The 11705-nt window shown below is 65.3% G+C and carries 12 protein-coding genes; 7 read left to right on the forward strand and 5 right to left on the reverse strand.

Annotated features, from left to right (window positions below; translation table 11 throughout):
• The 5 genes from WB785_RS24485 to WB785_RS24505 form a co-directional block, all read left to right on the forward strand.
• Positions 1–1041, forward strand: a 1041-nt coding sequence (locus tag WB785_RS24485) for a thiamine pyrophosphate-dependent enzyme (RefSeq protein ID WP_424082649.1), incomplete at its 5' end; no start/stop codon positions are given.
• Complete coding sequence (locus tag WB785_RS24490) at positions 1022–1687, forward strand: SRPBCC family protein (protein WP_424082651.1); 666 nt, start codon at positions 1022–1024, stop codon at positions 1685–1687. The genes WB785_RS24485 and WB785_RS24490, both read left to right, overlap by 20 nt.
• A gap of 8 nt (positions 1688–1695) precedes the next feature.
• Complete coding sequence (locus WB785_RS24495) at positions 1696–2715, forward strand: 3-oxoacyl-ACP synthase III family protein (RefSeq protein ID WP_424082652.1); 1020 nt, start codon at positions 1696–1698, stop codon at positions 2713–2715.
• Positions 2715–3758: an aminotransferase class I/II-fold pyridoxal phosphate-dependent enzyme gene (locus tag WB785_RS24500; protein WP_424082654.1), complete on the forward strand. Its 1044-nt coding sequence runs from the start codon at positions 2715–2717 to the stop codon at positions 3756–3758. Before WB785_RS24495 ends, WB785_RS24500 begins: the two co-directional genes overlap by 1 nt.
• A gap of 9 nt (positions 3759–3767) precedes the next feature.
• Positions 3768–4274 carry a MarR family transcriptional regulator gene (locus WB785_RS24505; protein ID WP_424082656.1) on the forward strand — a complete coding sequence of 169 codons (507 nt, stop codon included), beginning with the start codon at positions 3768–3770 and terminating at the stop codon, positions 4272–4274.
• On the opposite strand, the gene WB785_RS24510 is transcribed toward WB785_RS24505, so the two are convergent.
• Both WB785_RS24510 and WB785_RS24515 read right to left on the reverse strand, forming a co-directional pair.
• Positions 4271–5506, reverse strand: coding sequence for a GAF domain-containing protein (locus WB785_RS24510; RefSeq protein ID WP_424082658.1), 1236 nt, complete (start codon positions 5504–5506; stop codon positions 4271–4273). The two genes, WB785_RS24505 and WB785_RS24510, sit on opposite strands and share 4 nt — an antisense overlap.
• Complete coding sequence (locus tag WB785_RS24515) at positions 5503–6159, reverse strand: response regulator (protein WP_424082660.1); 657 nt, start codon at positions 6157–6159, stop codon at positions 5503–5505. The genes WB785_RS24510 and WB785_RS24515 overlap by 4 nt, the downstream gene beginning before the upstream one ends.
• A 76-nt stretch (positions 6160–6235) precedes the next feature.
• Between WB785_RS24515 and WB785_RS24520 the strand changes: the two genes are divergently transcribed.
• On the forward strand, positions 6236–6781 hold the full coding sequence (locus WB785_RS24520; protein ID WP_424082662.1) for an HAD family hydrolase: 546 nt from the start codon (positions 6236–6238) through the stop codon (positions 6779–6781).
• Here the strand turns inward: WB785_RS24520 and mmsB are convergent, their stop codons facing one another.
• The 3 genes from mmsB to WB785_RS24535 are packed head-to-tail and all read right to left on the reverse strand — an operon-like array spanning position 6782 to position 10375.
• The gene (gene mmsB / locus WB785_RS24525) at positions 6782–7666 is read right to left on the reverse strand and encodes a 3-hydroxyisobutyrate dehydrogenase (protein WP_424082664.1); all 885 of its coding nucleotides are present in this window, start codon (positions 7664–7666) and stop codon (positions 6782–6784) included.
• 14 nt (positions 7667–7680) lie between these two features.
• Positions 7681–8847, reverse strand: a complete 1167-nt coding sequence (locus WB785_RS24530; protein WP_424082666.1) for an acyl-CoA dehydrogenase family protein — start codon at positions 8845–8847, stop codon at positions 7681–7683.
• A 7-nt stretch (positions 8848–8854) separates the two neighbouring features.
• Positions 8855–10375 (reverse strand): CoA-acylating methylmalonate-semialdehyde dehydrogenase, encoded by a 1521-nt coding sequence (locus WB785_RS24535; protein ID WP_424082668.1) that lies wholly within the window; start codon positions 10373–10375, stop codon positions 8855–8857.
• A gap of 110 nt (positions 10376–10485) precedes the next feature.
• Here WB785_RS24535 and WB785_RS24540 point away from each other — a divergent pair.
• On the forward strand, positions 10486–11705 hold a 1220-nt coding region (locus WB785_RS24540; protein ID WP_424082670.1), incomplete at its 3' end, for an adenylate/guanylate cyclase domain-containing protein.

Genomic DNA, 11705 nt, shown 5'->3' on the forward strand with positions numbered 1-11705 from the left:
CGGGTGGCATGCGTGCCGGATGCGAAAGATGCCGCCGGGACACCGGGCCTGGGTTCGTCGTCGGCGCTGGGCGTGACCGGTGTGATGGGCCACCCCGGTGTGGCCGACGCTGTGACCGGCAGTGCGCTGTGTCTGGTGGTCGGCACCCGGCTGTCGGTGACCGCGCGCGCCGGCCTCGACGAGGCGTTGGCGGCGGTCCGCACAATGTCCATCGGTTCGGCACCGCCGTATCTTGCCTGCACCCACGTCCACACTGATGACCTGCGTGCGTCGCTGCGGATGCTGACCCGCGCACTTTCCGGCGCAGGACGGCCCACCGGCGTTCGGGTGCCCGATGTCGTGGCGCACACCGAGCTATCCCCACCGCCCTTCGACGGGCTCGGTGTGCGCTACCGCGATGCGATGGCCGAACTCGACCGCGCACTGCCCGACGAAGTCGACATCGTTGTCGATGCTGGTAACACCGGCGCGGCGGCGATCCACTACCTGCCGGCGCGGCGCAAGGGCCGGTTCGCGGTCGCGCTGGGCATGGGCGGCATGGGCTACAGCTTCGGCGCCGGTATCGGGATGGCTTTTGCCCGGGCTAAAGCCCAAGCACCGGGCCGGCGTGTGGTGGTGATCGCGGGGGACGGCGCGTTCTTCATGCACGGCTTGGAGGTGCACACCGCTTTGCACTACCGGCTGCCGGTGACCTTCGTCCTGCTCAACAACAACGCCCATGCCATGTGCGTGACCCGTGAACAGCTCTATTACGACGACCTGTACAGCTACAACCGATTCGCTCCCAGCCAGCTCGGAGCCGGTCTGGCCGCGATGTTCCCCGGACTGACATCGATCGATGTCAGCGACGCGGACGGATTGGCCGCAGCGGTACGCGGCTCGCTCGACCTCGACGGCCCGTCGGTGGTCAGCGTCGAATGCGCCGCCGACGAAATCCCGCCGTTTGCACCCTTTCTCGACGTAGGACCAACCAATAAGCCTGTCAATCAACAGATCCCGCACACCCAGGAGGACCACACCCATGTCGCTGCCAGCGCTTGACGATATCGTCAGCCATACCGGCACCACCGTCCCGATCGACGGACTGGTGCGTATCGAGACCACGCCATTGCAGCAGACGGCCGGAACCTTCCTTTCGCAGATGCGGTCGGCGTACCCGCACGACCAGGTCTTCGGTCAGTACTGCACTGTCAACGACTACGTAGACTGCCCGCCCGACGAACTCTTCGAGTACCTGTCGGACACCAGAAGCCTCGAGGAGTGGACCTACACCCTGCGTGACTTCACTCCTACTGACGAGCCGGGACTCTGGCTGGCCTACGACCGGCTCCTTCCGGATACCGAGATCTATACCCGCACGGTTGCCAATGCCGATGCGCGTACCGTCGACTACCACTGCGCTTGGGACCAGGGCAAGCACCTGTGGATGATCTACCTGATGCGCGTCCTCGACGCGCAGGCGGTGTTGAACAAGCCCGGTTCTGTTGTGCTGTGGACCAATTGCCGTCACCCGTTCTACGACCAGAACCCGTACCCTGACGCCGGCCCGCCCGAACGCACCGGTTGGGTCGGCGACTTTTGGGACCTGTTCGGCGCCGGCCACGCGCTGGAGCTGAACAACCTCAAGACCATCGCCGAATACCGCCACCGCAACGGCCTGCCGATCACCCCGGCCTGGATGAGATGAGATTGAACGTGAATCAGCCTGCCGTAAGCCTTCTCGACGTCTCCAGCTATCTGCCTGGCGAGCCGATCGGCGCCGACTACTACGCGGAATTCGCCGAATCGGACGAGTTGCGAGAAAACGTCATGTTCCGTGCGCCGGCGTTTCGCCATCACGTCGGGCCCGACGAGACCGCGACCGATATGGTCGAACGCGCGACACAGGGACTGATCGAGCGGCACGGACGCGACGTCATCGAAAACGTCGACATCTTGATCACTCACGCCCAAATGCCGGACATGCCGTTCTACGGCGGCGGCGGCGGAATCGCCCACCGGCTGGGTATGCGCCCGTCGTGGGTACTGGATTTGCACAACGGCGGATGTGCGGCATTTGTATTGGCGCTCAACGTGGCCCGTCGATTGCTGGCATCGGGAGAAGGCCGCACCGCGCTGATCGCGATCGCGCAGAACGCGGCCGGCCAGGTCTTCGATCAGCCAGGGGTGCGCCGCAAAGCGCAGGCGTCGGTTCCCGGCGACGGCGCCGCGGTCGGGCTTGTCGCGCTGTCGGACCAGTCGCCCATCCTCGACATCGAGTGCCGCACTTACGGTGAATACGCCGGCGACATGACGCTCGCCATCGATCCGCCGCGGAAGTGGTGGCAAGCCGGGCCGGGCGAGGCCTGCATCGGGTTCACCGAGACCAAGATCGCCAAGGTGCTGGCCCGCGGTAACCGTCAGGTTCCCGAGGTGGCGCTTGCGGTGTGCGACCGAATCGGAATGAGCTCCAAAGACCTTGATCTGCTTGTCACAAACCAGCCCAATCGGGTTTTCCTCCGCAACTGGCGCGAGGCGCTCGAGGTGCCCGAGTCGAGGCACCTTGATACCTACGACGAGTGCGGGAACCTGTTCGGTGCCGGCATCCCGATCAACCTGGAGCGGGCCATCTCTGAGGGCCAGGTCGAGGCCGGCGATACCGTCATGATGGCAGCTTTCGCACACGCGGGTGACTTTGCCGGCGCGGCCGCGATCCGCTGGGGCGGGCGCGACTGATGGCTCAGCCGGCGCACGGGACTCCGGTGACCTCGGAGATCCTGGCTACTCTGCCTCAGGCGGTCGATCCACTGGCGTTATCGCTCAACGAGAGCCCGTTTCCGCCGCTGCCTGCGGTGCGGTCGGCGCTGATGCACTGCATCGATGCGGTCAACCGCTATCCGGAATTCCTGCCCGAGCAGCTGCGCCGGTTGATCGCCGACCGCGTTGGGGTCGACGAGGAGCAGGTGGTACTCGGCTCGGGGGCATCGGGCGTGGCAATGCAGGTTCTTCATGCGGTCACCCGGCCCGGTGACCGGATTGTGATGAGCCAGCCCACTTTCGACGGCTACCCGATCTTCGCGCAAATGGCCCGGCTGACTCCGATCACCATCGAGCTCAACAAATACGGCCACCACGACTTGGCGGCGATGGCTGACGCCGCAGCCGATGCCAGCGTGGTGGTTTTATGTCGACCCCACAATCCGACCGGAACGTTGGAGCCGGTCTCGGCGGTCGAATGGTTCCTGCAGCAGGTCCCCAGCGACACGGTTGTGCTGCTCGACGAGGCTTATATCGAGTTCGTCGCCGCCCGGCATCGCATCGACGGGCCAGATCTGATCCGCCGGTTTCCCAATGTTGTTGTGCTGCGCACGTTCTCCAAAGCCTACGGGCTTGCCGGACTGCGAATCGGTTATGGATTCGCCGCCCCCGAGCTGGCCCGCATGCTGTGGACCATGCAATTGCCGTTCGGGATGAGCAATTTCAGTGCGGCGGCGGTGGCGGCCTGCTATGACGCCGAGGCAGAGCTGGCGCACCGCATCCGGCGAATCGCCGCCGAGCGCAACCATCTGCGGCTGCGCTTGATGGCGATGGGTATTTACAGCACCGACTCACACGCCAACTTCGTGTACCTGCCGCCGGCTCGCCAACCCTGGAGCGAAGTGTTCGCCGACGCCGGGGTGCAGGCTCGCTGCTATCCCGATGGCGGTGCGCGGGTTACGGTCGGCGGCCTGCCGTCGACTCTGGCCGTGCTGTCCGCGGTGGAAAAGTCGCTGGCCTAAACTTCGGGCGTGGCCGCCTCGCATCCTGACAACCGCGATCCGATCGCTGCCGCGCGGGCCAACTGGGAACGCGCCGGGTGGGGTGAAGTCGCGCAGGGGATGGTCGCGGTGACATCGGTGATGCGAGCCCACCAGATCCTGCTCGCCCGTGTCGAGAGTGCGCTGCGTCCTTACGATCTGAGCTTTTCCCGGTTCGAACTGCTGCGGCTGCTGGCGTTCAGCCGCAGCGGCGCGTTGCCGATCACCAAGGCGTCCGACCGGCTGCAGGTACACGTCACCAGCGTCACCCACGCCATTCGACGGCTGGAAGCAAATGGCCTGGTGCAGCGCGTCCCGCACCCCACCGACGGGCGAACGACGCTGGTGCAGATTACCGACCTGGGCCGCTCGACCGTCGAGGACGCCACTGTCACGCTCAACGAGCAGGTGTTCTGCGATATCGGAATATCCGATGGTGAATCGCAGGCGCTGGTGTCGTCGATCGAGACGCTGCGGCACAACGCCGGCGACTTTTAGTCGATCGTCGAGGGCACCGGGATCGTCGCGGTGACCGCCGTCCCGGCGCCGGGCCGCGACCGGATGTTCAACTGTCCGCCGACCAGCTCGGCGCGTTCGGCCATCGACAGCACGCCGTAGCCGCCCATCTCGTCGCTGCCCAATGGATTCTCGAAAGTGTCGAAACCTATTCCGTTGTCGACGATTTCAAGCCTTGCGGTCTCGTCGTCCACCGCGAAACGCAGCCGGGCCACCGACGCATTGGCGTGTTTGACGATGTTTTGCAGGCCTTCCTGCGCGATGCGGTAGAGCGCGACTTCGATGTGCTCGGGCAGCCGGACGTCGGCCAGCTCGAGCTCGGTGTCCAGGTGCGGTATCGAGCGGGCCAGGCTGGCCAGCCCTCCCGCCAAGCCCAAGTCGTCGAGAACCGGCGGGCGCAGTCCGCTGATCGCCGCACGCGCTTCGCCCAACGTCAACCCGACCAGTTCACGGGCCTCGCCGAGCTGACGGGACGCTTCGGTGGGATCGTCGCCGACGGCCCGCGCCGCGGCGTCGAGCCGATAGGACAGCGTGATCAGGCGTTGCGAGATGCCGTCGTGAATATCGCCGGCTACCCGACGGCGCTCTATTTCCTGAGCCTCGATCACCTGCTCGACGAACAGCTCGTGCGCCCGCTCCCTGGCTACCAGCTGCCGGTGCAACCGGGCCTGGTGCATGGCCCCGGCGATCAGCCGACCGATCACCCGCAAGAGTTCGACGTCGCCCTCGGTGAATTCGCGGCGCGCGACCGTGTGCACGTTGAGCACGCCGACAAGGCCGCCCGGGTCGGTTTCCATCGGCATGGACACCATCGAGGTGAAGTCGCGTCCGCGCAGCGATTGGATCGGCAAGTAACGTGGGTCGGCTTCCTTGTCGTGGGTGATGACGACGGGCTCACGGTGCTTGGCCACCCAACCGGAAATGCCGGATCCCAACGGCAGCCGAATCTTTCCCACCTGCCCGTCGAAAGGCGGTGTCGCACCGGCCAGTGTCAGCGAGCGGTCGGTGTCGTCGAGCACATGCACGAAGCACACGTCGGTTCCGGTGGCCGCGGTGATCATCCGCGCTGCCGCCGCCGCTAGCGGTTCCACCCCGGGTCCGGTCGAGGCGGCCTGGATGAGCTCGCGCAGCAACGCCAGTTCACGGTCGGTGTCAACAAGACCGCGTACCGCGTTCGAGCCGCGGCCAGTGTTATCGGGTTGCCGTGCGGTCACTGATAAATGCCTTCGCGCAGTGCAGTGGCCACCGCACCGGTACGGTCGCTGACGCCGAGCTTGCGGTAGATCGACCGCAGGTGGCTCTTGACGGTTTCCTCGCCGATGACGAGTTTGCCGGCGATGCCGCGGTTGGACAGCCCGTTGACCATGTAGGACAGGATTTCGCTTTCGCGTTGTGTCAATCCCTGCCGGGCGCCCGGCCAGAATTCGTCACGCTGCATGCGTGCCGCGGTGTCGGCCGCGCGGGCCGCCATGCCGGGGTCGATCACGGTTTCCCCGCTGTGCACTAGTTCCAGCTGACGGACGAGGTCGTCGCTGTTGATGCTTTTCAGCAGATAGCCGCTCGCGCCCACCCGCAGGGCCTGGAACAGGTACTGCTCGTCGTCGTAAACCGACAACATCACGACCCGGCGGGCAGGGTCGTGTTCCCGTAGCACCTTGCACAGGTCTAGCCCGCTGAAGCCCTGCATCCGCACATCGCACAGCACGACATCGGGCTGCAGCTCGTCGACCACGCCGACAGCCCGGTCGGCGCCCACTGCCTGCCCGACCACCTGCACCCGGTCCTTGAACGCCGCCAGCATCGCCTTGAGCCCCTCGATGACCATCTCGTGGTCATCGACGAGAACAAGACGCACCGGAGCCGTCATGGCATCACCCTAATTCGTCATGCCAATCCCCCTAATGGGGGAGGTTGGGCGCGTCGCTTCAGGGCAACCTGTTGGCGTGCGAACCTTGCGTCAGACTCGTCCAGCCCGGACGTTTTGGTGGGATCGGGAACCTCCGGTCGACGGCGATATTCTGCGCGCGGTGATCTTCGACGCCGATTCCGCGCTGGCGGATATCGAACGCGATGGTGACGTGGCGGCCAGAGACGGTCTGATCGACTTGGTGATGAGCCTGTTCGTCGCGGGTATCTGGGTGGGCGTGGTGAGCACTCGGCCCCGTGAGTGGGTCGAGACGCTGGTGCGGGAATTGATTGGTGACGGCCTGGTCGAGACGATCGTGACCATCGACGACTTATCCGACGCCGAAGCCGGGCCCGGGTGTGACGCCGAGCTGTACCGTCTGGCGTTGTGGGAGATGGGAATAACGCATCGCGGCGCGCTCGCGGTGACTGGGTCGGGGCGCGGGTGGCGCGCTGCGGTTGCCGCCGAATTGCCCACCGTAGTCGTTGTCACCGGTTACGACGGCGCGGATTCGCTGCGCGCAGCCGGCTGCAGGCAGGCCCACCGGCGCTGGTGGATCAGCGAGCGTAGCCGCGCTGCATGACTAGGTGCCGCGGAGCATTTCGATGACGGCGCTGAAATCCTTGTCGGCGTTGGCCGCTGCGAATTTGGCATAGATTTCGGCGGCGTGGCTGCCCAACGGCGCCGCCGAACCTGTTGAGCTGACGGCGTCCATCGCCAAACCCAGGTCCTTGTTCATCAGCGCTGTTGCGAAACCAGGTGTGAAGTCGTGGTTGGCCGGCGATGTCGGCACCGGGCCTGGCACTGGGCAATTGGTGTGCACCGCCCAACAATTGCCGGTCGCGCCGGTGATGACGTCGAACAAGGACTGGGCCGACAGGCCAAGCTTCTCGGCGAGCACGAACGCCTCGCCGATCGCGATCTGCTGCACGGCAAGCACCATGTTGTTGCACACTTTGGCTGCCTGACCGGCGCCGGCCGCTCCGCAATGAATGACCTTGCCCGCCATCGGCTCCAGCACCGGACGCGCCCGTTGCAGCGCGTTGTCCTCGCCGCCCACCATGAATGCCAGCGTCCCCGCGACCGCGCCTTTGACCCCGCCGGAAACTGGCGCGTCGAGCTGCTCCAACCCCTGCGAGCCCGCCGATGCGTGGACTTCACGGGCGTCGTCGACGGAAATCGTTGAGCTGTCAATGAACAGCGCGCCTTGCTTGGCCGCGGGCAGGATTTCTGCGTAGCAGCGCTTCACCGCATCGCCGTGCGGCAGCATCGTGAGGACGACGTCAGCGCCGGTCACCGCCGTGGGCGCGCTGTCGGACACCACGACACCGTTGTCGGCGGCGGCGACCGCCGCAGCCGGCACCGGGTCGAAGCCCTGCACGGTGTAACCGGCGGCGACCAGGTTCCTCGACATCGGACCGCCCATGTGGCCCAACCCCAAAAACGCGACCGTTAAGGACTGTGCCATTGCTCTCGCCTTTCCTACACGCTGGTGCGGACCCGTGCGGCCTCGGCGCGGCCGATGACCACCCGCATGATTTCGTTGGTTCCCTCCAGGATGCGGTGCACCCGCAGATCGCGCACGATCTTCTCCAAACCGTACTCGCGCAGATACCCGTAGCCGCCGTGCAACTGCAGCGCCTGGTCCGCGACGTCGTAGCACGCGTCGGTGACGTAGCGCTTCGCCATCGCACACAGCACGACTTTGTCGTCGGCGTCGGCATCGAGCGCACTCGCCGCGCGCCACAACAACATTCGCGACGATTCGAGCGCGGTGGCCATATCGGCCAAGCTGAACCGGATGGTGGGCTCGTCGAGCAGCGGAGCGCCGAAAGCCTGCCGGTGGGAGAGATATTCGGCCGCCTTGTCAAACGCCGCCTGCGCCCCGCCGAGCGAGCACGCCGCGATGTTGATCCGGCCGCCGTTGAGGCCATTCATCGCGATGCCAAAGCCCGCACCTTCACCGTCCGTACCACCCAGCATCGCGTCGGCAGGTACCCGCACGTCCTCGAAAATCACCTGCGCCGTCGGCTGGGCGTTCCAGCCCATCTTCTCCTCGTGCGCACCGAAACTCAGCCCCGGACTGCCCTTTTCGACGATGAAAGCAGATATTCCGCGGGGACCGTCTCCGCCGGTACGGGCCATCACCACATAGACATCCGAGGCCCCCGCCCCGGAGATGAATTGCTTGACGCCGTTGAGCACATAGTCGTCACTTTGCTTGACGGCCCGGGTGCTCAGCGCGCCGGCATCCGAGCCTGCGCCCGGCTCGGTCAGGCAGTAACTGGCAATGACGTCCATCGAGGCCAGCCGTGGCACCCAAGCCTTGCGCTGTTCCTCGGTGCCGAATGCGTCAATCATCCACGCGCACATGTTGTGGATCGACAGAAACGCCGCGATGGTCGGACAGGCGATCGCCAGCTGCTCGAAGATCCGGACGCCGTCAAGGCGGCGCAGCGCACTGCCGCCCACGTCGTCGCGGCAGTAGATCGCCGCCATGCCGAGCCCGGCCGCCTCGCGCAGTTCATCGGTCGGGAAGTGATGCGTCGCATCCCATTCCAGCGCATACGGGGCGAGGCGTTTGGCCGCGAAAGCGGCCGCCGTCTCGGTGATCACCCGCTCGTCGTCGTCAAGCGATAAAAACTGCATCGGCGGGCTAATTCATTGTCGGGATGACGAATTCGGCGCCATCCTTGATGCCCGACGGCCACCGCGACGTCACGGTCTTGACTTTGGTATAGAACTGGATCGACGCCGGGCCGTGCTGATTGAGGTCACCGAAGCCGGAACGCTTCCAGCCGCCAAAGGTGTGGTACGCCACCGGAACTGGGATAGGCACATTGACGCCGACCATGCCGACCTGCACCCGGGAGACGAAATCACGCGCGGTGTCGCCGTCGCGGGTGAAGACCGCCACGCCGTTGCCGTACTCATGCTCCGAGGGCAGTCGCAGCGCCTCTTCGTAGTCATGCGCCCGCACGATGCACAACACCGGACCGAAGATCTCGTCGGTGTAGATCGACATGTCCGGGGTGACGTGGTCGAACAGAGTGGGGCCGATGAAGAAGCCGCTCTCCAGGTTTGCGTCACCGTAGGCCAAGTCATCGCTGGTGCGTTCGCGGCCGTCGACGACGATTTCGGCGCCGGCGTCCACGCCCTGGCCGATGTAGTCGCGCACCCGGGCCAGGGCGGCGTCGGTGACCAACGGGCCGTAGTCGGCTTTGGGGTCCAGACTGTGGCCGACCCGCAGGTTGTTGATCCGCTCAACCAGCCTGGCGCGCAGTCGATCCGCCGTCTGCTCGCCGACCGGCACCGCGACGGAAATCGCCATGCACCGCTCACCGGCGCTGCCATAGCCCGCGCCGATCAGCGCGTCGACGGCCTGATCCAAGTCGGCGTCGGGCATCACGATCATGTGGTTTTTCGCCCCGCCGAAGCACTGCGCACGCTTGCCGGTGCCCGTCGCCGTCGAATAGATGTACTGGGCGATATCCGAACTGCCGACAAAGCCGACCGCGGCGATGTCCGGGTGAGTCAGGATCGCGTCGACAGCTTCCTTGTCGCCGTGCACGACCTGAAATGCGCCCGCTGGCAGACCGGCCTCGATGAACAGCTCGGCAAGCCGTACCGGGACCGACGGATCGCGTTCAGAGGGCTTGAGCACAAACGCGTTTCCGCATGCCAGGGCGGGGCCAGCCTTCCACAGCGGGATCATCGCGGGGAAGTTGAACGGGGTGATTCCGGCGACCACGCCCAACGGCTGGCGCAACGAGTACACGTCGATGCCTGGACCCGCGCCCTCGCTGTATTCGCCTTTGAGCAGATGCGGGATGCCGATACAAAACTCGATCACCTCGATGCCGCGCTGAATGTCACCGCGTGAATCGGCCAGTGTCTTGCCGTGCTCCGACGACAGCAATTCGGCGATTTCGTCGACGTGCTCGTTGACCAACTCGACGAAGCGCATCATGACCCGTGCCCTGCGCTGCGGATTGAACGCCGCCCACTCCTTTTGCGCCTTGGCCGCCGAGGTCACCGCGGCGTCGACCTCGCTCTTGCTGGCCATGGGTGCCAGCGACTGCACCTGGCCGGTGTTGGGGTCGAACACCTCGGCGGTACGACCGGACTGCCCGGCCGTGCGCTTGCCATCGATGAAGTTGGTGATCTGTGTGGTCATTGATGCCCTCGCATACACGAAGAAAGTGGGTTACTAGGACATCCTAGTAAGTGGGGCCGTAAGCCGTCAAACACCGACGATGCGCTGGCTGGTCGCTTTAGTCTCCCGGCATGGATCACATCTGGCAGTGGACCTGGGATCGGTACGGTGCGCGGTACTCGTGGGCTTTGTGCGTGATCGGGTTTCCGGTAGTGCTGCCCATTTATCTACTCGCGTCGTATGTTGTGGTCGCTTTTGAAAGGTCGGGTCGGTATGTCGAGGCGACCCTTGTCACCGTCGTTTTCGTGCTGGCGATGTCCTATGCGTTCCTTCCTGCCGGTGACAAACGGCTCCGCCGTGCGGAGCAGTGGGCGGCTGGTCATGAGGTCGATCGGGCACTAGCCCTGCAGGACACCTTCGCTTATGGTCGGCGTCCGGTTTCTCGGTTGGTGGCGGTCCACGCTGTTCTGGCGGCCGCCTTGCTGGTCGTTGTCGGTGCTATTGCCGGCGCGGTCTCGTCGCGGCTGCTCCAGTACGCGATCATGGGCGCTGTCACCGGAATTACCGTCCAGCTGATCGCTGCGCACAGTGTCGTCCAAGGAGCGCTGCGACCGGCCAGGATTGCGCTTGCCGGTGACATGCGGACCGCCGACTCGCTGCCTCGTTCTCGTCCGACGTTCGCGGTGTGGTCGAACCTGACCCTGCTCGCGGTCGCATTGGCGTTCGCTCAAGCAGGCGCGATGGTGGCAGGCGTTTTTAATCGGGCCACTCAGGCCACACCTGGGTCCTGGGTCGTGATCGGGAGCGTGTTGGCGTTTGGCTTTGCATTGCCAATCACTGTCGGCGTTGGGTTCTCACCGTCACTGCGGCCCATTCGCGATCTCGCAGAGGGAACCGAACGCGTTGCGGCTGGTGACTACGGCCAACGGCTGCCGGTGGTTCAGGACGATGACCTCGGGGCACTGGCCGGTTCGTTCAACCGCATGCAGGCGGGTTTGCTTGAGCGACAACGACTTCAGGCCGCCTTCGGCACCTACGTCGACCCGACCCTGGCGGCGCGATTGCTTGAGCAGGGTGACGATGTTTTCACCGGTGAACGGCGCGAGGTGAGCGTGATGTTCGTCGATATTCGCGACTTCACGCCGTTCGCCGAGGCAAACACCGCCGAGGACACTGTGTCTCGTCTCAACGCCCTCTTCGAGATCGTCGTGCCGACGGTGGTGCATGCCGGCGGGCACGTCAACAAGTTCCTCGGTGACGGCGCCCTGGCGGTGTTCGGCGCTCCGAACGATCTCGCGAATCACGCCGATGCCGCGGTGGTCGCGGCGGTGCTGATCCAGCGCCTCGTAGC

Origin of the sequence: Mycobacterium sp. (genome assembly GCF_049585075.1) — a bacterium.
GTDB lineage: Bacteria > Actinomycetota > Actinomycetes > Mycobacteriales > Mycobacteriaceae > Mycobacterium.